We start from the raw sequence: 22,207 nt of genomic DNA on the forward strand, positions 1-22,207 counted from the left end.
AAGGAATACGAAAGCGAACCCGCCAGACATAAAAGCGACTGCGCTGATATCGGGTTCTTTCGGGTGCTGCAGCCAACTTTGAAGTGGGTTGAAACTCTCCCAGCCGAATCGTCCGACAACGCCTTGGCATTGTGCGAGTACGCCGTAATGATATGCCACTTGTAAATAGGTCCAGAATGTTGCGAGTGCACCGACAGCGATAGCAAGAGCCATGCCTAAGAGCAAGGTTTTACCGGGCATACCTGAGCGTTCGCCGATCCGTAGAGATTCCATCTGGTTCGGCATCGGGTGTGAGCGGTTGCAGCGGTTAAAAGCGTAGAGGAAGGTCATCACGGTGAGGTTGGCACCCCCCAATTGCCGGGTCCCGAACATGCTCACCATCATCTGCCGTGGATTGATACCGATGACCTCGTGGTACGGGGGGCCAAGTTCGGCGCGCACGCGTCCTATCGCAATCGCAAAGGCGATAAACAGTGCATAAAACACACCAATTGCCCATAACGACATGCCTGCCGCGTAGCAGAATCCGAAGACAAGCCCGATGCTCACTACTGTGAGAACAGCCACTGTCCGGTAGGAGAAGGGTTCTCTGCTATCGTCTCCGCGTTCGCGCCCGATGATATGTCGGAAGAAGCGTACGAAATGCCGTCGGCTCATCCAGAGTGTCAACACAGCGATACCGACCCAAGCCCCCGAAGCCCGGTCGTTGAGATGCAGGACGCTGATATTCGTGACACCGACTGCGCTCGCAATGACGCGTTCTGCGCGCGTGAGCCAAAAGAAGAACCATGTTGAGAAGGCAAGGTCAAGCGGCATAAAGTAGGTGAGCCCAACAACCGCAAGGTTAAAGGACATAGAGGCGTAGCCGATTGCGTTCCAAGGGCGTTCTGTAAAGTGCTGATCGAGCCGGTAATTCGGTGGTAGGGCGGGGATAACAGGGAAAATGTCGTGCAGTCCAGCCATCACGCGAAGCAGGGCGGCGATTCCAAATCCGAACCACAGGGCGCGGGATCGGAAAAAACTGCGATTGGTTGTCATTTGTAGTGGCAGTTGTGTTAGCGGGAAACTTAGTTTTTCACGTTCCATCCACTGCTTGCGGAGGAGCAGCCCTAAACAGAGGAGTGAACCGTAGAGTAGAAAAATAAAGCCTGACCAGAGGAGTGCCGGTCTTATCCAGATGCGGAGATGTTCTGCCCAATAGATGCTGGATTCGCCTTCATAATACCCCGATAGAAACTCGAATTCGTGGACTGTGAGCCATGCTGGAATGTGATGGAGGAAGAGTTGTGCCCATTCGTTTTCAGGGCTTGCGAACCAGAAAGGATGTGCGAGTGTTCCCATCAGAATCGCCATCATTGCATGCCCTGAGATCGTGGACACCATTGTCACCATTATATAGATGAGTAGCAATTCTGCAGGTGTGAATGCAATACGGGGTGAAAGTTTACGGAGCAGGACGTTGAATGCTATTAGCACAAGTAGTGTGAAAACAGCATTGGAAAACGGGGATACCAGTGTGTAGACTGCATACCAGAGTTCGCTGGCGATGCCCACCCAGTAAGCGTTAACGACGACTAAGATTAATCCGACGATGAGTGCTTTTTTCGTGATGACATCGGGCGGGTTCGCGGTTCTGGAATTCATGTTTTGTATTCAAATACTCGCTGATGCGAATGAAAGTGAATGCGATGGTTCAGCGAAGCCATCCTCTATTAAGCAAATTTACGCAAAATCGGGGAATTAAACCTCTTCCGAGGCGGTAGGTGCGGTTAGGAAACCGCGCCTACCAGGGAATTGCGTAAATCCTGATGAAGTATGCTATGGACACGGGTAGCTTTGATAAAATTAGCTATTCCTCAGTGGTCGTTTCAGGTTCTACGGGTGTATTGGCATGTGTAGTTGAAGGCGATTCTGTCTCTTCTGGTGGGTTGAGATACTTTTCAACTTCATTGTTATTAATGATACGGATCGCCTCTTGCAATTGCTGGTCGTGTGCCAAATCGACGACCTGTTCAATACCGACATGGAAGTTAAAGAGTTGCTCAGCGCGCTGGCTCAACCATTTTAGATTCACGTGAATCCCTTCTTCTTGAAGCATTTGCTGGAGTTTCGGGAGTTCAGTTTCCAGGAGTGAAAAATCTTTGGGGATTTCACCGGGATCTGTGTAGTTATCATCAATCCATTTTGTGACAAAATCCCTGAAAGTATTACTTGCATCAATTTTTCGTAGCATGATCCCTTCAATCTCATCGGGAACTTCATCGGTAATAGAGACTTGTGGGCTGATACCTACTCTGTTAATTGAGGTGCCGTTTGGTGTATAATAGGCGGAGATCGTGAGCGACATAGAAGCCTCGTCTAACAGTTCGTAGCGTTTTTGGACGACTCCTTTGCCGTAAGTTTTTTGCCCAACGAGGATACCGCGGCGCGTATCTTTAATTGCGCCTGCTACGATTTCGGAAGCGCTTGCACTATATTCATTGACGAGTACAATGAGCGGGATATCTGGTGGGCAGAGGAGATTAGATGTTGCTTGATACGCCTCATTAAATTCACCTTTTCTCCCTTTCGTCGAGACGATAACGCCTTCATCAATAAAGGCATCAGCGATGTGATAGGCAGCGTTCAGCAAGCCACCCTGATTGTCCCGCAAGTCCAAGATAAGTGCTTTCATACCAGCGGTTTTATGTGCTTCGAGGGCGTTATTAAACTCTTCTTCCGTGCCTTCTGTCCGTCTGCTACCTATAAAACCTGTGATTCGGATATAACCGATGTCTCCGGCAAGCATGGTTGACTTGACGCTGTTGATCGGGATTTTGCCGCGTGTTAGTGTTACTTCAAAAGGGTCAATGAATTTACGTTGGATGGTAATTGTCACATCGGTACCGAGCCTGCCTCTAAGTAGATCGATCACATCGTCGAGTGTCATTCCGGTTTTTTCGCTAATGTGAATTCGCTGACCATTAACTTTGGTAATGTAATCTCCCGCTTGAAGATTGGAACGTGCGGCGGGTGTATTCGGTATCGGTTTAGAAATTTTGATGAAGCCTCGATGGTCGGGGTAAATCTGGACACCAAGTCCTCCAAATTCTGCGTTGTAAAGATCTTCAATAGCGCGCTGATGCTCGCGCTTTGGGACATAATACGTGTATAGATCCCCGAGCGATGCCAGTGCGCCTTTAATCGCACCACGATACATCAGATTGGTATCTTCTATCGGTTTATAGTTATTTGCCTCGGCAATTTGGATCACTTGATCCAATGTCTCAATGAGCATCGCTTTCGTGACACGTTCATCTCCACTCATCGCATTTTTTTCATTGGGATTAATGAGCAGGAACGGAATACCGATGGCGAGGATTAAGACGATGAAGGACAAAGTGTATCTTCTCATGGGAGTTCCTCTGTATTTTTAGGTTTGATTAATGTTCGTCACTATTTTAACACGGATGCAACATTCTGGCAATAGATTTTTTCCGAGTGGTCAGTCGGAATGCGGTTGTGTTTTCCAGCGATTGTGAAGCCACAGCCACTGTTCTGGATATTTATGGATGTAGGTCTCCAACTGTTTCAACATTTGTGTCGTGTATAATTCGACATCTTGCTCGAAATTGTTGGAAGGTTCGGTGTAGATGGGAGTTGAAATATAGACATGGTGCTGACCGTCGGGGTGGCGTATGTCGAGTGAAAAGAGGAGCGGTGCGCCGGTCTTGAGGGCAAGCACAGCAGGACCGCGAGCCGCGGAAGCCGTCTTCCCCAGAAACTCGACGAATACGCCTTCGGGCCCGGCGTTCTGATCGGCGAAGAACCCGACCGCCTCGTTGTTTTTAAGGGCGCGCAGCGTTTCACGGACTGCTTGTTTCCGCGGAATTAGTTTCAGGCTCATCTGCTGGCGGTGCTGCCAGATGTAGGTGTTGAGCAGATCATTTTTTATAGGGAAAGCGATGGCTTTCGCTCGGTCTGGGATCAAGGCACCGTATACGAGTGAAAGGAGTTCCCAATTTCCGAAATGTGCGAGAAACACGATCGCGCCTTTACCGCCTTCTAAAGCAGCATGGAGATTTTCCCCGCCTTCTACAGTGACTTCGTTCCAAATGTTTTCGGCGTTGAGTTTGGGAAATCGGAGGAATTCAATGCAGGTTTTGCCGACATTGATGAAACTTGCCTTACAGATTTCTCTGCCCTGCGCTGTTGTGAGTTGACTGCCAAACGCAATCTGTAGATTATGCAAGGCAATCTCGCGCCGTTTTTTGCTAACATGATAGAATAGGATTCCTATACCACGTCCGAATTGTAGTGCCCACTCTTTCGGAAGTTGACGGCACCACCACCCGAAGAGGGAGACTATCCTGTATATCCATCTATCTTTCCATTTACCGCGCGCATTAGGCATCCCGTTTTTCCTTTGTGTGTGAATCCAATAATAGATAGAGTATACCACACCTATTTGTCTGAGGCAAAGCATTCGTTTCTATGTTAAGATCATTTATGGTGCGGTTCGCGCCTATCGGGCCTCGGGGCCGATTGAATGTTCCTGACTTGACACGAAGACGTGAAACCTATAGAATACCTTCATAGGGGAACGTTAAAGTATAGTTTATCGGTATTACGGGCGATGGGTGGTGGACAGATGTTAGATTCGACTGATACGTTAAAGACAGACAATAGGCAGATGACCACGTTACAACCGATGGAACTCGGTGGTATTCTGGATAATGCTTTGAGTCTTTACCGAAATAATTTTCGGCTCTTTTTGGGGATAGTCGCTATCTATTTCATCTTAATAGCGTTGCAAGAGGCGGTAGTCGTCTGGTTATTAGAAGGCACCAACACACCGAACCTTGACGACTTCATTTCTGATGTGGATAGTCTATTAGACAATCTTGTATATATGTTCTGTGTTGGTGTTTCTGTCATTGCAAGCAGTGAAATCTATTTAGGCAGACCGGTCACATTTCAAACCGCATTACAGCAGTTCTGTTCCCAATTTCTGATATATCTTGGTGGATCGCTGCTTTTTTTGATGCCTTATATGATTTTAACATTAGATTCAATTGAGATATTAATAATAGCACCGCTCTCATTGCTCTCTCTGCCTTTTTTGTGTGTATTTTATATAAGTTGGGTTTTCTACGGGCACGCTGTATTGCTTGAGAGGTTTAGAGTTAGGGCAGCATTTGGACGGAGTAGGATATTAGTCCGAGGGACCTGGATGCGCGTCTGCAGCATAACGCTTGCAATTTTATTACTTGAAATAGGCATATATTATATATTAGGGGGCTCTTTGGGTGTTGTCTTAGCCTTATTGGGCATCGTTCAAGAGGGTAGCCTCATGGAGATGATTGGAGATCTGTTGCGTTTGAAATACATAGACATTCGCCCAACATCTTTGGATTCGCTGATTATGTATATTGTCTATCTTGGATGGGATGCCTTTACGCTCCCGATTTATGCCATCGGGGTGACACTTCTCTATTTCGATTTGCGTATTCGGAAAGAAGGATTTGATATTGAGATGCGGGTCCGTAATTCACAGGATTTGATGTAAAGCGTGAAGTGTGATAGAATAAACAGATACAATAGTTATTTTTTGAACAGGAGGAACTATGAACGAACGTAACGATTTAGTACAGACAGATAATAGTGAAATGACTTCTGCGCCCTTGCAACCGATGTCTTTTGTGGATATTTTGGATGGGATGTTCAGTCTCTATCGGAGCTATTTTCAACTGTTTTTTGGTATTGTTGTCGTTTATTTTGTGGTAGGGTTTGCGGTCAACCTTATTTCTGTGGCTACTGCTATTGATGCGGTACCGAGTACTGCTATTATCATATCAGTATTGACGACTGTTGTGAGTATTTTAGTGGCTCTTTTGGTTGTTGCGGGGTTGGCTTATGCGAGTGCCCAGGTATACTTAAGCAAGGACATTACTTCTCAAGCAGCCTTGCAACAAGCATGGCGACGTTTTTTCCCGCTTCTCGGTAGTACGATTCTCTATTACTTGGTTGTAATATGTTTATCTATTACAATTATCGGTTTACCGTTCGCAATCTATTTTGCGTTTCGGTGGGGTCTCTATACACTTCCTGTGTTGTTTGAGGAAACTACACCGAGGCACGCGTTGCGACGGAGCACAGAGTTGGTCAAAGGTACTTGGTGGCGAGTGTTTGGGATTAGTATAGCGATTACTATAATCGGTTTCATGATAGCGTTTATTCTTCAGACATCTTACGCCATTCTTTTTGCTGCGTTAACTGGCGGAATCGGAGGCGGGGATGCAGATTTTTTGGGGATGATTCGCCGTCTATTTGCCCCGACTCCTATTGATATTGGATGGGCGTATTATACGATTTATACTATCGGTTCATTGATCATCGCTGGACTCGCGATGCCGATTAGTACCATCGGTTTTGCGCTACTTTACTTCGACCTCCGGATCCGGAAAGAGGCTTTTGATATTGAGATGCAGGTGCCCGATTAAGAGCTTGGATGGACACTTTCCGCACACACCGGAAGGGACATTGGAATGGTTGACAACCAAGGCGCGAATCTTGCGCGAACAATTTTCACACAGTATCGAGACAATTTTGGGGTGTTCTGGCGTATCATGTTACCGATTGCTATTATTGCAATCGTTTTAGAAGTTGTGGTGTTTTTTCACAGTGTCACACGCTTTGAAAAGTATGTTGATGGGACATTTCGCGAAGATGTCTATACAACTGTCAGTAATGTTAACACAATCAGGGGCGTTCACCCGACGCTTTCACTGCCGAAAACGAACGCTTCAGCAGAAACATCTGAACCCGATGTCAGTTGGGGGATCCTGCCGATTCCGTATTTCACTTCAACAGAGCGTGGCGGGATTACATGGCTATGGGGACTTAATTTCCGAAGTTTTGACTACAGTCCTCTAATTCTCCTGCTGCTAACGCTCTGTCCGTTATCACTTGCTGTTGCTCGGATATCGCGTGGCTCGGCTTCAGAGGCATCAGTTCCGCTCACCGCTCGTGATATATGGCGGTCCACTGGACGTAAGGCACTGGCAGTCTTTGGTGCCTCTCTGCTATTCGTCCTGATTGTGGATGTAGGTAGTTATCTCTATATTTTAGCTTCGTGGTTGATACCGTCACAGGTTCATGCATTACCTATAGAACTACTGTCTATTTTGATGATAGTTTACCAAGCCTATGTTCTGGTAACGTTGAGCCTCTACAATCTGTGTCTCATCCTTGAGAACACCTCCATCGTAGGTATTTTTCGCCGCAGCCATGCTTTGGTTAGTGGGGCAAGGTTGCGGTTTTTCGGGGTTTATCTTCTAACGGGTTGGATCGCGTCGGTTATGACTTCTGTTGTACTTGGTGCCGTCTTATTGGGATTTTCTGTGTTTATTCCTGATCTTGCCCAGGTTCGCGATGCGTTGTCACCACTGAGATTTTTAACGCTGTTCATCGGCGGCGATATTGAGGTTGTCCTGCCCGAGTTATTGAGTGTTCCAGTTACAGTAGCAATTCTTATCGTCAAGGGGTTGATTGCCACCTTTTTGGTGCCGATATGGGCAATTCTAACGACCCATCTCTATTTTGAAGGCGTAGATGGAATAAAAGAGGCGGTATGAGTTTGAAAATAAGCATCGGTATTTGTATGATAATGTCTCTTATGAGTCTTTTTGTCCTTTCGGTATTGGCGGCAGAGGAGCAGATGTTTCGCGAAGAATTGGAGACACGCCGTTCAGGTACGGAGGTCTCATACGAGAAATATCGGGAGGATTTGGAGAAAATTCTTAATCCGCGTATGTGGGATGCCGATCTCAGATTTGTGCTGTTTCCGCTTGCAGCCGTCGCGCTGGGGGCGGTGATTATCTTTTTTATTCGGCAGATCCGGATGAATTTGATTCGCGAGGCGCGCGACGAAGTTGCAGAAACCGAGTTGGAACAGGTAGAGACGGAAAGAGCAGCACTTGCCCGCGCTGACTCAGCAGAAGCCGCAAACGATTTTCGCAGCGCACTCCGTTTCTTGTATCTCTCCGCGATTTTGCACCTCCAAGAACGCGGTGTGCTTCCTTACGATAAGAGTCTCACGAATCGTGAGTACCTCCACCAAGCACAAACAGATATTGATCTGCACACTGCGCTTGGGCCTGCGATTACCGTTTTTGATGAGGTCTGGTACGGACACAAACCGTGTGATGCGGAAACTGTGGCGAGTTACCGAAATCTGCTAAAAAATGTCTACGCGAGTCACTAAATTTATCACTACTTTGCGGGCAAAGGTGAAAATGCGAATCGTCCGAACATGTATTTCCAGTCTCATTTTGGTAGTGTTTGTTAGTTTCCTGAGTTCGTGTGATGGACCGGGATATGGTACTGTACTTTACCAGATCTTGGGGAAGTTAAAGTTCCGCGTCACGGAAATATCGGAGGTGTATCCGGCGCGTCTGTCCAGATACGATGTGTTGTTCCTGCAAGCTCTCGACCAGGCACCTACAGAAACGGAGGTTCGGGACATCCAAGATTTCGTCAACGCCGGTGGCATCTTAATCGTGGCAGGAAACAATAAAGTTTTGGACGGTCTTTTCTCGGCTTACGGCTTAGAACTACGAGATTTAAAAAAGCGGTTAGAATTCTCGCAACGAATTCCAGAGGAACCGCTGTTTCCACTACACCCGGTTGACGAAGTTCGCACGGGTACGGATTTTGCTATTGAGGCTATAGAACGTGAAGTCGCTGTGCTTTACGGTAGAGAAAACGATGCGACGATTGTAACGCTGCACGACGGGGAAGGACGCGTTTACTTTATTGCGTCTGATTATCTGTTCAGCAGAAGTGGGATGCGGCATGGTGGTAACGCTGCGTTCCTTTATAATTTGATGTCAACGCTCCCAGACAAGGCACGCATCGGTCTCGCTGAAAGAAGATATTACACGCTTGAAACAAAGCCTCCGAATCCGTTTGTTGCATTTGTGTTTGGGACACCTGGGGGTTTGGGTGCCGTTTATATCTGCTTGACGCTTTTCATTTTTTTGGTGCTGCGGGGTCGGCGGTTCGGCAAACCTTTGGATGCAGAAAAAATAAATAGACGCTTGAGTGCCGAATACGTGCACGCAATGACGGCTCTGTATCAAAAGGGAAACCATACGCGCAGGGAAGTTTTAAGACACATTCGTGACAGGTTCAAGGCGGATCTTGGTGCCCGTTGGCGTGTCAATCCGAATTTGGATACGGCGACCTTTTTGGCGGAATTGGCACTGCGGAGTGCTATTGATGAAGAGGGCGAACTCACAAACCTCATGGCGGATTTAGATCCGTCTGTGAATATATCAGAGGCGCGGTTGCTCGACATTGCGAAGCGCGTTGAAGCTTACCGTGAAATTGCGAAGATCGGGAGGACAAAATTGACTGTGGGTCGAAGTTTCTAAGTTAAAGCCGTCAATCGTAGGCATTCTTCCGATGGAAGAAACCCGCTGAATCCCCCTTATCAGGGGGACTTGCAACTTCCTGTTGTGGAAAGGCATTTTTTACTATATGAGTAATCTCGTTCAAACTGTTTTTGAGAAGATGAAGCAAGAGGCAGAGAAAGTTATTGTCGGACAGACAGAACTCTTTGAGCTTGTCGTCGTTAGTCTGTTTTCAGGTGGACATGTATTGTTAGAAGGTGTCCCCGGTACCGCGAAAACGCTTATCGCCAAGACGTTAGCGATGGTAGTTTCTGGCGAATTCAGTCGTGTGCAGTTTACGCCGGACCTGATGCCGTCAGATATTGTCGGTACGAGTGTCTATGATTTGACGACGAACCAATTTAACCTAAAACGCGGTCCTGTTTTCACGAATGTCCTGCTCGCTGACGAGATCAACCGTGCGCCTGCCAAGACGCAATCTGCGCTCTTAGAATGTATGGAGGAACGGCAGGTAAGCATTGACGGTGTCCGTCATGTGTTATCGCCGCCGTTTATGGTGTTAGCGACGCAAAACCCTATTGAATATGAGGGCACCTACCCGCTCCCCGAAGCCCAACTGGACCGGTTCCTGTTCAAATTGCGCGTCGATTATCCGGTTGCCGAGGTTGAGACGCAAATTTTGATGAACTATCACCACGGTTTTAACGCCACGCGTCTGGAAGCAGTAGGGATCGAAAGTGTTGTTGATAGCACGTCGCTTCAGGAGTGTCAAAGCGAAATTCAAACAGTGACGGTAGAGGATTCAATCTTCAATTATATTGTCGGTTTAGCGGCGGCATCGCGTAATTCCAATGAATTAGTTCTCGGTGGGAGTCCACGGGCTTCAATTGCACTCTTATTGGCGAGTAAAACCTACGCTGCGCTGCAGGGACGCGACTATATCCTGCCTGATGATGTTAAGTTTCTGGCACCACATGTTTATCGGCATCGTATCCTGCTGAAACCTGATGCCGAGATTGAGGGGTTAACGCCAGACGATGTGATTGATCGGCTGCTTGCGGAGGCAGAAATTCCGCGTTAGGTACAAAGATGCACTTTAGCAACCGCCTCCTCCTCTTCCTGCTTCCGGTAGTGATCCCGATTGTGCTTTACAACGTTTCACCGAACCTGCTGTTCGTCGGTGGTGCCTATCTGGTACTGCTGTTCGTCGTGAGTGTTATAGATTATGCTACCAATCCTTTGTTGGAGCAGGTTGCGGTCAGTCGTGAGATGAATTCCAAATTCTCGTTAGGGGTGGAGAACGTTGTGACGCTGAAGGTTATCAACCGGTCTCGGCATCGGTTAAGACTGCGTATCAAAGACGACTTTCCAGACGAGTTTTTGTATGAAACGGTGCTCCATGAGTGTCGTGTTTCGCCGACGCATTCTACGGATGTATCGTATCGGCTCACGCCGCTACGGCGAGGGGTTTACGAGTTCGTAGATATTCATCTGCAGTGTTGGGGTGTGTTGGGGTTGATTGTTCGTCGCCGACGTATTCCTGCAGCGGTGGAAATAAAGGTTTATCCGAATCTGCAGGCGGTGCGGCAGTATGAACTCTTAGTAAAGCGCGGTATGCTCCACCAAATCGGGCTTAAGACTTCTCGGCAATTTGGGGAAGGCACAGAGATGGAACGGCTGCGTGAATATTCGCCGGACGACGATTTCCGCCGCATTGATTGGAACGCGACTGCGCGCCAACGCAAACCGATCGTCCGCGAATTTGAGACGGAGCGGAGTCAAGATGTTGTGATTATGTTGGATACCGGTAGACTCATGGCATCGCCGATTCTTTTAGAAACGTCCGCTCTGTCTGCTGAAGCATCGACTGCACAAAAGGCGATGCTTAAATTGGATTATGCCATCAATACAACTCTGATGACGGCTTACGTCTCAATGTTAAAGGGTGATAAAGTCGGGTTGATCGCTTTTGCAGATAGCGTTCACCAATATCTCGCGCCGAAGCCGGGCAAAAAGCAGTTTCTGACGATGTTAGAGACCATCTACGCGCTACCGGTGCATCCGGTTGAGCCGGACTTTGAGGAAGCGTTCAAATATCTGGCTTCGAAACAGCGTAGGCGTGCCCTCATTATCCTTTTTACGGACATCTTAGACAGTGATTCTGCCGAAGGGATCGCCGCTTATGTCTCGCAACTTTCCAAACATCACCTCGTTGCCTGCGTGACCTTGACCGACTCTGGCATTGTTGAATTGGCGGAGCAGCGTATCCAAGACTCTAAATCGGTCTATCAGAAAACGATTGCCGAACGGTTATTGCAGGAGAAACACGCGACGTTAGAGATATTGCGCCGTCGAGGCGTTATCACGATTGATGTGCCAGCACATCAGTTGACAATGGCGGTCGTGAATAAGTATTTGGAACTTAAGGCAAAATCAAGGATTTGAGTGCGTAGTTGTAGCGACACTTTGTGCTTGTGGTTTAGTTGATGCGTCAGTGTCAGGGGCTTTCATTGCGAAGAGGTAGGTAAACAGCAAGATACCTGTCAGGGCACCGAACCCGATTTTGACGGCATTTGACAGCTCGGAGGGTGAGACGAAGCCTTCAATTGTCCCTGCAACGATGAGCAGGGCCACGCATCCACCCAGTAGCCGAACAGCGATTTTGGCAGCGTCTGTCAAAGCACGTTTGCGCGTATACAATGACGGGGCGATAAGCGAATATCCTAACTTCAATCCGGCACCGCCTGCGATAAAGATTGTTGTTAGTTCTATATAGCCGTGTGGCGAGACAAACGACCAGAGTGCTAATGAAACGCCGTTGGCATGGCATAACCCTGCAATCGCACCGATATGGATACCGTTGAAGACTAAAATATAGGCGGTGCCGACCATAAATATGATGCCCCACGCGAAGGCAAAAAAGGCGACGCGGATGTTATTTGTCATCACAAAAGAGGCGAATAGGTTTCGCCATTCAGCTGACGTATCGTTCCATGCGTCATCTTCTAACTTCTTGATATGGGATACATAGTGTTCAGGGATAAGTTTTTCCGCAAAGTCGGGATTCGTCAGGCCGATCCAGTACGCTGCCGCGAATGCAACAGCGAACATGAGGAACGATGCGCCAATGAAACTGAGGTTTTCGCGAAACAGTGTCGGGAAGCCGAAGCGAAGGAACTGCCGGAGATTCCCTCGCTTGAACGGAGAGGTCTGGTAAACCGTGGCGTGTGCGCGTGATGCGAGTTCGTTGAGATATGGCACACATCGGTCTTGGGGGAAATCGCGGCGTGCTACCGCTAAATCGGATGTGACACGCCGATATAGATAGCCGAGCCGGTTAAGTTGCGTTGCATTCGCATCTCGTGGACGGTTAAGCAATGTTTCGAGTTCGTTCCAGGTTTCTTGTTTCTTTGAAATGAATTCTGTAATTGTCATAACGGGGAATAGTTGATAGTTGCCAGTTAGCAGTTGCCAGTTAATCTGAATGTGAATTTTTCTCTACATCATTAAACGCTATTTCATATCAAAAATCAAGCCTTTTTATGGTAGATTACAGAATTACTTATACATCCTCTGTAAGCAGAAACCGCCCTATAAGAAACACCCCAGCAAAAACACCCCCCTTATCAGGGGGGAATTTGGAAGTTTGAAAAGGAGAGCTGCTTTCCAAAATGAACGAACAATTATCGATAGAAACACCAGAACAGATTGACATTAGTTTTCAAAAGGCGGGCATCGGGTCGCGTTTTTATGCGGCACTGCTTGATACCTTACTGCTGGTGCTGATCCTCTTTATCGGATTTTACGTTAACCGAAATTTCATAATGGAACTCGGTGAGACGCTCGGTAACTGGCTCGGTGCGTTAGGCGGTATCATCGTCTTCGCCCTCTTCTGGGGTTATTACATGGTTTTTGAAGTTACAACGAACGGTCAATCACCGGGAAAACGTGCGCTCGGACTGCGTGTCATCAAAGACGGTGGCTACCCGATCGGTTTTGCGGATTCAGCGATCCGTAATCTGGTACGAGTGGTTGATTTCCTTCCCTTCTTTTATGGTGCCGGATTGATGGTGATGCTCATCACCGACGACTGGAAGCGATTGGGGGACTTGGCTGCTGGGACACTCGTCGTTAAAACGGCGCGTACGGACCTGAAACTTACAGGTGTGAACGCAAAGGCAGCGGCATCCGCTCTCAATATTTCACCGCAAGTATTTGACTATGCGGCTTGGATCCGACCTGAGTTGGTTACAGAGACCGAGTTGGGTACGATGCGGGAGTATCTTGTGCGTCGGGGAACCCTCCCAAAAGTTCGCCGCTCAGAGTTGGCACGGACGATAGCCGCTCCTATCATCGAAAAGATGGGGGGCAGCGGTTCGGTGGATTACGAGAAATTTTTAGAAGAGGTCTACGCGCTTAAGACCCCGCAAACGCCCTGAAACAGTTAAGGAAATAGTCATGCCAGAGCCAACGAATAATGGACTCCGAAAACTGCAAACAATGGGATTTGGCGAACTCCTGGATGCGGTATTTAGCCTCTATCGTGCACATTTCCGTTCATTGCTTGGAATAGCCTCCGGTTATTTCATCGTGATGCTCATAGGAGTTTCAATCTTTTTCTTGGACGATGCGTTAGGACGAGGCGCGAAGATAATCATCTGGGTGCCAGTTATTCTTACAATCTTTGGTGTTTCTGTTTTCGTGGGAAGTGCCTTGATTTTTGCTGTTGCGGAAGTCTATCTGGGAAAGCCTATTAAGACAGGGATTGTGCTTGGGCAAGCGGTACGACAATTTTGGCAATGTTTCTTCGGTTCGCTTATTTTAGCATTAGTTTGGGGACTTCTTTTAATTTGCTTGCTAACAATCTTTGTCCTCTTAATAAGAGTATTTCTGGCACCTCTTGCAGAGGACAGTCTCTGGATTACTGCTATCGGTCTTAGTTACCTATTGACAGCGGCTTGTATCACGATTCTCTTTGTAGGTTATTGGTGTTTCTACATCTTAACTACCTATATGGAAGTGGTATCCGTGTGGAGTGGGCTGAAACGCTGCGGAGGGTTAGTCAAGGGCACGCGATGGCGGATTATTGGCACAGTGCTGGCGATATTCCTACTTTCTTTCGCTATCGGTTTTATACTCCGCACTGTTTTTGCGTTTCTATTTATTCTTATAGGACTTGAAGATATAGGAAACTTTAGGGAAACTATACAGTGGATGGCACTGTGGGAACTTCCTACAACACTGTCCGGGTTGCGTCTCTCTTACGCGCTAATGCACCTTATCAACTTAGGGATTGACACGTTTACAATGCCGATTTGGGTGATTGGTGCTACACTCCTCTACTTCGATCAGTGTATTCGGAAAGAGGGGTTTGATATAGAAATGATGGCGACGCGTCAAGGGGAAGATAGGAATGTCAGAGCAGATTGAGAACAGGAATGGCATCCAATCTCTCACCTGACATACGGTTCGGGGTTATGTTCTACCTCTGCCAAGAGTGTGTCCACGTAGGTTTTGATGTGGAACAACCGACAGCCTGAATCTCCCACCTTGCCTTGTCTTAATTCGCCGAGTGCGTCCCAAAACGCGCCGAGTTTCGGACGGTTCAGCCCGATAAACGTTGCCTGTGTGTCTTGCGCAAGACGTTTGTTCCAATAGATAACCTCAACGAGATGGATATAGGTCGAGGTGTTGTAATCGACACCAATCATGAGAAGTTTAGCGTTCGCCTTGTAAGCGCGGAACATCGGTGAGTGCGTGCCGTAAGTCTTTCCCCATGGGTGGAGATCCCATGGCGATTGATAGCCTTCACGTCGGTGGTGATCTGCCACAAACGCTTCAGCGTTTTTTCCGCGTGCAGCAACGGCGTGGGAGTAGTGGTCGGAGCGATAGGTGCCGGACATCTGCCGAAAAAACTCTGTCAGCCATCCGACTGTAGAGGGGGTTGTTGGTACATCCCACGATGCGACGCGTTCTTCCCGACTCGGTAAGAGGCTGAAGGTCGGCATCAGAATCAGCCCGTCTTGTCCGACGGTTTCTTCTAATGCAGCGATGACTGTGCCTGCCCCCTCCTCAACGGGACCCAGACTTTTGAAAGATGAGTGGATGAAGAGGGTGTCCCCTTTTTCAATGCCGAGATTGGTGAAGTCTTGAATGAGTCTCTCGCGTGTGTAAGGTGTTTTCATTATGATTAGCCGTCAGCAGTCGGCTTTCAACCGTCAGTCTTGTATTTTCGCAACAATTCAACGATTTTTCCTGCGTCTGCCCTTCGCATCCGCTGCGCGACTTGCAGCGGTGTCAGACCTTTCCTATTCTTAAAGTTTGGATCCGCACCTTTGACGAGGAGTGCTTCGATTGCTGCGCGCTGTTTTTCGCTGTCCTTTATTGTTGATCGGATCGCTTCAAACAGTGCGGTTTCGCTGTTGTTATCGAGGGCATCAACCGTGGCACCTTTTTCGATGAGCAGATTGATGACTGTGAAAAAGCCTGCTTTCGCGGCATAGTGTAACGCCGTTTTTCCTTTGTAATTCCGTACATCGATATCAGCACCGAGTTCCAACAGCCTCAGAATTTCGTCTGGATGCTCGCCGTTATCGCCCCGGCAGGCGTAAACGAGCATGGGCCATCCCATGTCACCCTGATCGTTTATGTCTTTCGGTGGGGCACCGTAACTTTCGAGGAGCTTGCTCATTTCGGAACCGTCGTCCAGGATCCGTGGTGCTTTGTTCGGATCCGCCCCATTCTTGAGTAATAACGCGGTAATTTCTATCCGGTTCCCTGAGACGGCGTAATCCAGAAAGCGTTCGCTATAGGGTTCGATTGTCGCCCCTCGCGAGATGAGCAATTCAACGATTGCCGGGTCTTCGCCCCTGATCGCATAGCAGAGCGGCGTTGCCCACGCCGTTTTTCGGTGCTCAAAGGTGTGCGGTTTTCCCGCAGGTAGCATGACGGCTTGAAGATAGGCACTATTGACGAGACTTGGGTCGTTATCAAGATGCGAGCGGACAGTATCGTAATCGGCAAGGTAGGCGGCGGTGTGGATGTCGATTGTCGCGCCGTGTTGAAGTAGATAGTCTGCCACAAGGTCGCGTCCTTCGTAGCGTGCGACACAGTAGGGTGTTATCTCAAGGCGGTGTTGGATATGATAGCAACCGGGTAGGTTTATGTCGGCACCGCGTTCAAAGAGGAATTGCACCATCTCCAATTTCCCGCGATATGCCGCTTCCCACAACATCGTCCGACCGTGCGAACCGACGGTGTGAATCCAAGCGGGGTTATCGTCAAGCAGTTGGCAAACAGTTTCGATATCACCGCGACCTGTCGCTGCGACAACAATTTTAAGGAAATCGCTCTGGTTTCCAGTGAGTTGGACTTTTGGCATTTATATGTTCCTTCTCTGTTTCCAGACCCGGTAGGTGTGGTTTCCTAACCGCACCATAGGTGTCAATTTAGCGACTTTAATGGCATTTTGTCGAGTAGATATAAACATACTGAAGAAACACCCTATCAAAAACCCCTTACAGGGCTAAGGTCCTTACTTGATACCGCTGCTATAAACATATCGTCCTTACAGGACTGAAGAGGTTTTTGAAGTTATCAAGGTTTCCGCGTAGAATCCGGTTCGGTTGGGAAACCGAACCTACCGGCCTGGAGGTCGCGACGGTTATTTTTCTTAAATTGACACTTATGGTGTGGTTTCCTAACCGCACTCGTGTTATTAATTCTGAACTGTGATTTTTGTGATTTTTGTGATAAGAGAACCCATCACAAGCAACTGAAAACCGAGTCAATTGAGTCCCGTAGGGGCGAGTTGTGCTCGCTATACTACCGGCCTCGGGCATAAATGAACTAACCTTGTTTAATCCGTATCTATAACGCGCGGGCGACTGCCAATGGATGGCGGCAACAACATCCGTTTCTGTTGTTCCGTCAACTCGCCGTATTTGCTGATGTCGTAATAGATATTCGACCATGAGGAGTGTCCGGGACTGTATTTATAGAGCAACGACCGCCGTTGATGTTTTGCCTTCCACGGCATTGTTCCATGAACGAGGGCTTCGGTGAAAAAGACGACATCCCCTGTTTTGATGGACGGTTGGACGACGTAGTGTGTTGGACGCTCGAATCGCCGCACCTCTAATGGGATTTCCCGCAAAAAATTGCTCTTGTGGCTTCCTGGAATACAGGCGAATCCGCCTGCACCTTCCGGGGCATCTGCTAAGTTGTAAGCCATCACGGATAAACCGTTGCGCATGATGCCGTCGCGGTATTTGTACCAGTGATCCGCTTCGGGTCCACCGGGGCCACCGCCATCTTCGCCACCGTGCAATCCATTAATCTGTGGGCCTTCCTCCATGAAGATGGCGTAATCGTGGTCGAGTCGGACGTGTGGACCTAATAACTCAAGGAGATACGGTAGGATTTTCGGATGATCAATGAGCCGCTTAAAGGGTTCACCCCAGAGACTCGGCGGTCCCTGACGCTCACCGTTGTCGATAATATCGTTCATCTCAGCGACTTCATCGTCGGTCAAGACGTTCTTTATGACGAGGTAACCTTCAAGGTCTACCTGAAATTTTTCTTCACCTGTCATGGTTGTAGTTCCTTTTGTTTCGCTGTCAGCGGTTGGCTATCAGCCGTCAGCCATCGGCTGTCAGCAAAGAGGTTTCTTATATGGATAACCAACTACTATAAGGCAAGTTGCCCCTTGTTTATTCTCACTGCGAAGCAATAGCACCCCTACGGGGTGCGGTCGCTTGAATATACCATTTTCTATAGATATAACACCCCTACGGGGTGAAGACAATGTCCGAAAAACTGTGTTACAATACGCAGAAATACCCAAGCAAAAACCCCAAAAATCCTTGGTAGCAAATTGGGTTACTATATACAGACCTTTTGGTTTTTTAATCTGGCTCAATGACTGGTGGTCTTCTGCCGATGGAGGGTGGCATCAGCATCCGTTGCTGTTGTTCCGTTAACCCGTCGTATTTACTGATGTCGTAGTAGTGTCCTGACCAAGCGGAATGTCCGGGACTGTATTTATAGAGCAATGATCGGCGTTGATGTTCCGCTGTCCAGGGCATTGTCCCGTGGACGAGTGCTTCTGTGAAGAAGAGTACGTCCCCTGCTGCCAGAGCGGGTTGGACGACGTAGTGCGTGGAACGTTCAAATTGGCAGACCTCTGACGGGATCTCCCGCAAGAAATTGCTCTTATGGCTTCCGGGAATACAACCGAACCCGCCCGCACCTGCCGGGGCATCGGCTAAGTTATAGGTCATCACACATAAGCCGTTGCGCATGATACCGTCGCGGTATTTGTACCAGTGATCGCCTTCGGGACCGCCGGGTCTACCGCCATCTTCACCGCCGTGCAGTCTACCGCCTTTCTGTCCTTCTTCCATAAAGATGGCATAGTCGTGATCTAAACGGACGTGCGGACCCAATAGGTCTATGAGATATGGCAGGATTTTCGGATGATCAATGAGTCTTTTAAAGGGTTCACCCCAGAGGCTTGGGGGTCCCTGACGTTCTGCGTTATCGATGATGTCGTTCATCTCGGCGACTTCATCGTCGGTCAAGACGTTCTTTATGATAAGGTAACCTTCAAGGTCTACCTGAAATTTCTCTTCACCTGTCATGGTCGTAGTTCCTTTTGTTTGGCTATCAGCCGTCAGGGGATTGGCTATCGGCTATCAGTAATCGGCTGTCGGCAAAGAGCGTCTGACACCGATAACTGAACATTGATTACAATATATAGATTTCCAGTCCTTTTTAATCCGGATCTATGACGCGGGGTCGTCTGCCGATGGAGGGTGGCATTAGCATCCGTTGCTGTTGCTCGGTTAACCCCTCATATTTGCTGATGTCGTAGTAGTTGCTCGACCACGCGGAGTGTCCGGGACTGTATTTATAGAGCAACGACCGGCGTTCATGGTCGGCTGTCCAGGGCATCGTCCCGTGAATGAGTGCTTCGGTGAAGAACAGCACATCTCCGGCTTCGACGGGCGGCTGGACGACGTAGTGCGCGGGACGCTCGAATCGGCGTACTTCCGATGGGATTTCCGGTGCGAAGTTACTCTTATGGCTCGCTGGGATACAGGCGAATCCGCCTGCGCCTGCGGGTGCGTCCGCGAGGTTGTATGTCATCACAGACAATCCGTTCCGCATGTGACCGTCTCGGTATTTATACCAGTGATCGCCGACGTGTCCACCGGCGCGTCCACCGTCCTCGCCGCCGTGCAACCCGCCGCGTCCTTGACCTTTCTGCATAAAGAGAGAGTAATCGTGATCGAGTCGGACGTGCGGACCTAATAGATCAATGAGATACGGCAGGATTGTCGGATGGTCGATGAGCCGTTTGAAGGGTTCACCCCAGAGACTCGGTGGTCCTTGGCGGTCTCCGTTATCAATGATGTCGTTCATCTCGGCGACTTCGTCGTCGGTCAAGACGTTCTTTATGACGAGGTAGCCTTCAAGGTCTACCTGAAATTTTTCTTCACCTGTCATGTGTACGAACTCCTTTCGTTCTGGCGGTCAGCGGGTGTGAGATCAAATAAACTGTGTTGTGAGTTCGGAGAGTTTGGTTATTGTTCTCCCATCAAGTGTGAACTCTTTTTTCCCTAAACTATCTTTATCGACGTTGAAGTCAAAAGCGTTGCCGTCATTTTCCCTTTGTATCAGTATCGGGACAATACCAGCATCGCGGGCGGCTTTCGTATCGTCTTCTGTGTCTCCGACATAAACAACTTCTTCAGGCTTCATCCCCGTCTGCTCAAGAGCCGAATCAAATATTCGTGGATCCGGTTTCTTGATACCCACCTCAGCGGAAATAACGACCGAATCGAAAAGGGGTGTCAGACCGAGTTCGCTGAGAACGGAATGAACGTGCGGTGGATGGTCGAAATTGGAAATGAGGGCGAGTTTTTTGGAACGCTGTAGTGTTTGCAGCACGTGTAATGCCTCAGCATCGAGCGGTATATGTTTTTGCCAAGCACTGGCAATTTTGTTTGCGATCTCTGTTATATCTTCAGCGGTTAGATTCAGTTTTAAATCGGAGCAGAGGTTTTGGATACGTTGTTCAAACACCGTCATATTGTGTTGCTGCGGTGTTGGTTCGTTTTTACCGAAAAACTGATCGCAGCTTTTAGCAAATGATTCAATTGAACGCGTCAATCCGTGCAATCTGAGTTGTTTATGAAATTCGTTTAACCAATCAGACCATGCGGCATCCATATTTCCGTACACCAAGAGTGTCCCGTATAAGTCAAAGAAAATTCCGTTAATGGTCATTTTGTGTCCCATTCCCCAATAATAGATTGCGGCGCGGCTTTTGTTGTAAACCGTCTAACAGTTGCCAGTTCAAACGGCTTTCCAATTTTTGGGTGCCGTCTTGCGTCAGATCGAAAAGCGTGCGTTGATCTCTCATGTGCAAGGGTTCCTTCATTTTCGTGCCCCTAATCCGAGTTAATATGAAAATGATAACATATCTAAAGGACGGATGTCAATTATTATACCATTAGTGGCAGGACCATTCAATTTTAAGAAATTATTGGATTGGATGTCTTTTTTTGCAGGATCCGGTGCGAAATCCAGCGAAATCCAGCGAAAATTTCAGCGTTTTTTCATAATACATAACATAAATTAAGTATTATCATCTGCGAATGCGAAAAGGACAACACCCAAAACGGACAATTGAATGACCCCGCATTCGCGGGTTTCTTTGGGCATCGTTTTTCTGGTATTTCTAACGCGAGTTGCCACCTATTATAGACATAGCACTCCTACGGAGTGCGGTCGCTTAAATACGCCGTTTCTATAGACATAGCACCCCTACGGGGTGAAGAAATGACTTGAAAAAGGCTTTGGAAATCCGCTGAAATACCGTTTTTGCTTGGGTGTTTCTTAAGCCAAAACACCAACATTTGTTAGTAGCAACTTGGGTTATTTCTACCTGTTCTCATCGCGTCGGTCTCTATCATCTGGCATTGAAAGTTTCCTTTGTGGGTTACCACTCCTGTGGCGTATACGCGATGTGTAGTCTTGAGACATTTGCGAGTTTTGCTTCCAGTGTTTTGAGGGAGATAAATAATTTCATCAAGTGCTGTTCTTCCTTCAACCGGAGGTCATACCATTTCACCAGCGATTGATCTGTGGCGTAGAGATTTCGGAAAGCGTCGTCCCGTACCTCTTGCATTCTGGCTTCTGCGTGTGCTGTCTGGTAACGGTTATAAAGTTCGTGTAAATGTTCAATTTTTGCGTCAATCTTTTCCAACCGCGCTATTTGTGCTTCGACGCGTTCGCGGAGTGTGTCTTTCAAGAGGGTGTCCATCCGGGCATAAGTGATCCCGAGTGTCTCACGGATGTGTTCTTGGTGCAGGTCGTAAAGGGTTTTAAACCGGCTTTTTGCGAAGACGGCACTGCTTGGGTCGCAGATCCGAAGTCTATCGGAGAGTCTTTTTCTGAATGTATCATCTGCGCGATCTTGGGTGTACCGTTCGGGGAATTGCTCTATAATCCCGATGACGACATCGCCGCGTGCGAACCCTCTGGCGAAAAGTGAGATGGCGTATTCTATCTCGTCGGGTGAGAGTTGGATGGGTGGCAAGGCTGCGACTTCTCGGACTTCTTCAAGTTCTATGTCGTCATAAACGAGCGGTTTCTCTTCAATTGCGGGTGGTAACTGTGTTTTTGGGTTCTGGTGTTCTGTGTTCATGGTTTTATCTCCTTGCGAAATGCTGCGAATGTTTCCGCAGGTTGTTTTGATTTTGATGTTATCATACTCATAATATAATATAATATATTTTAAGTAT

At 48.1% G+C, this 22,207-nt stretch carries 21 protein-coding genes; 9 read left to right on the forward strand and 12 right to left on the reverse strand.

The genetic code is table 11. The features are described from left to right. From OXH00_25395 to OXH00_25405, 3 genes are all read right to left on the reverse strand, one after another. Window positions 1–1,644 (reverse strand): hypothetical protein (locus OXH00_25395; protein MCY3744364.1); only part of this gene is annotated, 1,644 nt, incomplete at its 3' end. A gap of 205 nt (window positions 1,645–1,849) precedes the next feature. Further along, window positions 1,850–3,394 (reverse strand): S41 family peptidase, encoded by a 1,545-nt coding sequence (locus OXH00_25400; protein MCY3744365.1) that lies wholly within the window; start codon window positions 3,392–3,394, stop codon window positions 1,850–1,852. 90 nt (window positions 3,395–3,484) lie between these two features. Continuing rightward, window positions 3,485–4,393, reverse strand: a complete 909-nt coding sequence (locus tag OXH00_25405) for a lysophospholipid acyltransferase family protein (GenBank protein MCY3744366.1) — start codon at window positions 4,391–4,393, stop codon at window positions 3,485–3,487. Between the two features lie 237 nt (window positions 4,394–4,630). Between OXH00_25405 and OXH00_25410 the strand changes: the two genes are divergently transcribed. From OXH00_25410 to OXH00_25440, 7 genes are all read left to right on the forward strand, one after another. Then, window positions 4,631–5,548, forward strand: coding sequence for a hypothetical protein (locus tag OXH00_25410; protein MCY3744367.1), 918 nt, complete (start codon window positions 4,631–4,633; stop codon window positions 5,546–5,548). A gap of 58 nt (window positions 5,549–5,606) precedes the next feature. Next, complete coding sequence (locus OXH00_25415; protein MCY3744368.1) at window positions 5,607–6,482, forward strand: hypothetical protein; 876 nt, start codon at window positions 5,607–5,609, stop codon at window positions 6,480–6,482. Window positions 6,483–6,527: 45 nt separating this feature from the next. Continuing rightward, window positions 6,528–7,616 carry a hypothetical protein gene (locus OXH00_25420; GenBank protein MCY3744369.1) on the forward strand — a complete coding sequence of 363 codons (1,089 nt, stop codon included), beginning with the start codon at window positions 6,528–6,530 and terminating at the stop codon, window positions 7,614–7,616. A gap of 41 nt (window positions 7,617–7,657) precedes the next feature. Next, on the forward strand, window positions 7,658–8,245 hold the full coding sequence (locus tag OXH00_25425) for a DUF4129 domain-containing protein (protein MCY3744370.1): 588 nt from the start codon (window positions 7,658–7,660) through the stop codon (window positions 8,243–8,245). Window positions 8,246–8,276: 31 nt separating this feature from the next. Next, window positions 8,277–9,416, forward strand: coding sequence for a DUF4350 domain-containing protein (locus tag OXH00_25430; protein ID MCY3744371.1), 1,140 nt, complete (start codon window positions 8,277–8,279; stop codon window positions 9,414–9,416). Between the two features lie 106 nt (window positions 9,417–9,522). Next, window positions 9,523–10,476 (forward strand): MoxR family ATPase, encoded by a 954-nt coding sequence (locus OXH00_25435; GenBank protein MCY3744372.1) that lies wholly within the window; start codon window positions 9,523–9,525, stop codon window positions 10,474–10,476. 8 nt (window positions 10,477–10,484) lie between these two features. Continuing rightward, on the forward strand, window positions 10,485–11,840 hold the full coding sequence (locus OXH00_25440) for a DUF58 domain-containing protein (GenBank protein MCY3744373.1): 1,356 nt from the start codon (window positions 10,485–10,487) through the stop codon (window positions 11,838–11,840). On the opposite strand, the gene OXH00_25445 is transcribed toward OXH00_25440, so the two are convergent. Then, complete coding sequence (locus OXH00_25445; protein ID MCY3744374.1) at window positions 11,829–12,830, reverse strand: stage II sporulation protein M; 1,002 nt, start codon at window positions 12,828–12,830, stop codon at window positions 11,829–11,831. The two genes, OXH00_25440 and OXH00_25445, sit on opposite strands and share 12 nt — an antisense overlap. 236 nt (window positions 12,831–13,066) lie before the next feature. On the opposite strand from OXH00_25445, the gene OXH00_25450 reads away from it, so the two are divergent. After that, window positions 13,067–13,834 carry an RDD family protein gene (locus OXH00_25450; protein ID MCY3744375.1) on the forward strand — a complete coding sequence of 256 codons (768 nt, stop codon included), beginning with the start codon at window positions 13,067–13,069 and terminating at the stop codon, window positions 13,832–13,834. 19 nt (window positions 13,835–13,853) lie between these two features. After that, entirely contained in the window at window positions 13,854–14,825 is a 972-nt protein-coding gene (locus OXH00_25455) for a hypothetical protein (protein MCY3744376.1), read from the forward strand. A gap of 23 nt (window positions 14,826–14,848) precedes the next feature. Here the strand turns inward: OXH00_25455 and OXH00_25460 are convergent, their stop codons facing one another. The 8 genes from OXH00_25460 to OXH00_25495 form a co-directional block, all read right to left on the reverse strand. Further along, window positions 14,849–15,580 carry an AAC(3) family N-acetyltransferase gene (locus OXH00_25460; protein MCY3744377.1) on the reverse strand — a complete coding sequence of 244 codons (732 nt, stop codon included), beginning with the start codon at window positions 15,578–15,580 and terminating at the stop codon, window positions 14,849–14,851. Window positions 15,581–15,606: 26 nt separating this feature from the next. Next, window positions 15,607–16,776: an ankyrin repeat domain-containing protein gene (locus tag OXH00_25465; GenBank protein ID MCY3744378.1), complete on the reverse strand. Its 1,170-nt coding sequence runs from the start codon at window positions 16,774–16,776 to the stop codon at window positions 15,607–15,609. A 477-nt stretch (window positions 16,777–17,253) separates the two neighbouring features. After that, a complete protein-coding gene (locus OXH00_25470; protein MCY3744379.1) occupies window positions 17,254–17,988 on the reverse strand; it encodes a phytanoyl-CoA dioxygenase family protein in 735 nt (244 codons plus the stop codon). 313 nt (window positions 17,989–18,301) lie between these two features. Next, window positions 18,302–19,036: a phytanoyl-CoA dioxygenase family protein gene (locus tag OXH00_25475; protein ID MCY3744380.1), complete on the reverse strand. Its 735-nt coding sequence runs from the start codon at window positions 19,034–19,036 to the stop codon at window positions 18,302–18,304. A gap of 133 nt (window positions 19,037–19,169) precedes the next feature. Continuing rightward, window positions 19,170–19,904: a phytanoyl-CoA dioxygenase family protein gene (locus OXH00_25480; GenBank protein ID MCY3744381.1), complete on the reverse strand. Its 735-nt coding sequence runs from the start codon at window positions 19,902–19,904 to the stop codon at window positions 19,170–19,172. A 42-nt stretch (window positions 19,905–19,946) separates the two neighbouring features. Continuing rightward, window positions 19,947–20,687, reverse strand: coding sequence for an HAD family hydrolase (locus tag OXH00_25485; GenBank protein ID MCY3744382.1), 741 nt, complete (start codon window positions 20,685–20,687; stop codon window positions 19,947–19,949). Beyond that, window positions 20,677–20,823 (reverse strand): hypothetical protein, encoded by a 147-nt coding sequence (locus tag OXH00_25490; protein ID MCY3744383.1) that lies wholly within the window; start codon window positions 20,821–20,823, stop codon window positions 20,677–20,679. Before OXH00_25490 ends, OXH00_25485 begins: the two co-directional genes overlap by 11 nt. A gap of 579 nt (window positions 20,824–21,402) precedes the next feature. After that, window positions 21,403–22,110, reverse strand: a complete 708-nt coding sequence (locus tag OXH00_25495; protein MCY3744384.1) for a hypothetical protein — start codon at window positions 22,108–22,110, stop codon at window positions 21,403–21,405. Window positions 22,111–22,207: the final 97 nt, after the last annotated feature.

This window comes from Candidatus Poribacteria bacterium (assembly GCA_026706025.1).
In the GTDB taxonomy this organism is placed as follows: Bacteria; Poribacteria; WGA-4E; order WGA-4E; family WGA-3G; genus WGA-3G.

What these genes read in the sequence shown, in the direction of transcription:
- OXH00_25425 (MCY3744370.1), top strand. Translation starts at nt 7,658, where the DNA reads ATGAGTCTTTTTGTCCTTTCGGTATTGGCGGCAGAGGAGCAGATGTTT.
- OXH00_25410 (MCY3744367.1), top strand. Translation starts at nt 4,631, where the DNA reads ATGTTAGATTCGACTGATACGTTAAAGACAGACAATAGGCAGATGACC.
- OXH00_25405 (MCY3744366.1), bottom strand. Translation starts at nt 4,393, where the DNA reads ATGCCTAATGCGCGCGGTAAATGGAAAGATAGATGGATATACAGGATA.
- OXH00_25465 (MCY3744378.1), bottom strand. Translation starts at nt 16,776, where the DNA reads ATGCCAAAAGTCCAACTCACTGGAAACCAGAGCGATTTCCTTAAAATT.
- OXH00_25490 (MCY3744383.1), bottom strand. Translation starts at nt 20,823, where the DNA reads ATGAGAGATCAACGCACGCTTTTCGATCTGACGCAAGACGGCACCCAA.
- OXH00_25470 (MCY3744379.1), bottom strand. Translation starts at nt 17,988, where the DNA reads ATGACAGGTGAAGAAAAATTTCAGGTAGACCTTGAAGGTTACCTCGTC.
- OXH00_25415 (MCY3744368.1), top strand. Translation starts at nt 5,607, where the DNA reads ATGAACGAACGTAACGATTTAGTACAGACAGATAATAGTGAAATGACT.
- OXH00_25455 (MCY3744376.1), top strand. Translation starts at nt 13,854, where the DNA reads ATGCCAGAGCCAACGAATAATGGACTCCGAAAACTGCAAACAATGGGA.
- OXH00_25445 (MCY3744374.1), bottom strand. Translation starts at nt 12,830, where the DNA reads ATGACAATTACAGAATTCATTTCAAAGAAACAAGAAACCTGGAACGAA.
- OXH00_25400 (MCY3744365.1), bottom strand. Translation starts at nt 3,394, where the DNA reads ATGAGAAGATACACTTTGTCCTTCATCGTCTTAATCCTCGCCATCGGT.
- OXH00_25420 (MCY3744369.1), top strand. Translation starts at nt 6,528, where the DNA reads ATGGTTGACAACCAAGGCGCGAATCTTGCGCGAACAATTTTCACACAG.
- OXH00_25450 (MCY3744375.1), top strand. Translation starts at nt 13,067, where the DNA reads ATGAACGAACAATTATCGATAGAAACACCAGAACAGATTGACATTAGT.
- OXH00_25495 (MCY3744384.1), bottom strand. Translation starts at nt 22,110, where the DNA reads ATGAACACAGAACACCAGAACCCAAAAACACAGTTACCACCCGCAATT.
- OXH00_25485 (MCY3744382.1), bottom strand. Translation starts at nt 20,687, where the DNA reads ATGACCATTAACGGAATTTTCTTTGACTTATACGGGACACTCTTGGTG.
- OXH00_25435 (MCY3744372.1), top strand. Translation starts at nt 9,523, where the DNA reads ATGAGTAATCTCGTTCAAACTGTTTTTGAGAAGATGAAGCAAGAGGCA.
- OXH00_25440 (MCY3744373.1), top strand. Translation starts at nt 10,485, where the DNA reads ATGCACTTTAGCAACCGCCTCCTCCTCTTCCTGCTTCCGGTAGTGATC.
- OXH00_25460 (MCY3744377.1), bottom strand. Translation starts at nt 15,580, where the DNA reads ATGAAAACACCTTACACACGCGAGAGACTCATTCAAGACTTCACCAAT.
- OXH00_25480 (MCY3744381.1), bottom strand. Translation starts at nt 19,904, where the DNA reads ATGACAGGTGAAGAAAAATTTCAGGTAGACCTTGAAGGCTACCTCGTC.
- OXH00_25475 (MCY3744380.1), bottom strand. Translation starts at nt 19,036, where the DNA reads ATGACAGGTGAAGAGAAATTTCAGGTAGACCTTGAAGGTTACCTTATC.
- OXH00_25430 (MCY3744371.1), top strand. Translation starts at nt 8,277, where the DNA reads ATGCGAATCGTCCGAACATGTATTTCCAGTCTCATTTTGGTAGTGTTT.